Source organism: Allomuricauda sp. TY007 (genome assembly GCF_010468565.1).
Classification (GTDB): Bacteria; Bacteroidota; Bacteroidia; order Flavobacteriales; family Flavobacteriaceae; genus Flagellimonas.
Genome location: NZ_WUEG01000061.1, coordinates 1 through 499 on the forward strand (window position 1 = coordinate 1; position 499 = coordinate 499).

Genomic DNA, 499 nt, shown 5'->3' on the forward strand with positions numbered 1-499 from the left:
GGGGGATCGYTCTGCACCGTATTTGCGATTATGGTTATGGTGTCCGTGTCCGTCTGACCATCGCCATCGGTCACCGTCAGCATCGCATCATAACTGCCCGCTGCCGTATAGGTATGGACGGGGTCCGCCTCGTTGGAGGGCGCACTGCCGTCCCCGAAGTCCCACTCGTAGGAGATTATGCCTACATCGTCCGTAGAATCGCTTCCCGTGAAATTTACGGTCAATGGAGCCTCCCCGGTCTCCACATCGGCGGTTGCCATCGCAACGGGCATCCCATCCGCCCCAGTCACCAAGGAAAAGTTCACGCTCAGGGGTTGGCCCATGACCCCGCTGCTCGAACCGCTCCCATTATAGGCCGTGGCCGTAAGGGTATAGTTCCCCAACGGAAGGTCCCTCTCGTTGTAATCGCCCGATAGGTCGCCGAACAACGCGTAGGGCGCTACGCCCTCCCGCTGGGTGGCCGAAACAGGGCCCGTMAGTTCCAGAAGTACGCTGCCCG

Annotated in this window: 1 protein-coding gene; it reads right to left on the bottom strand. The window is 60.6% G+C overall.

Annotated elements, in window-relative coordinates; translation table 11 throughout:
• Window positions 1-499 (bottom strand): PKD domain-containing protein (locus GO009_RS17430; RefSeq protein WP_163627977.1); only part of this gene is annotated, 499 nt, incomplete at both ends.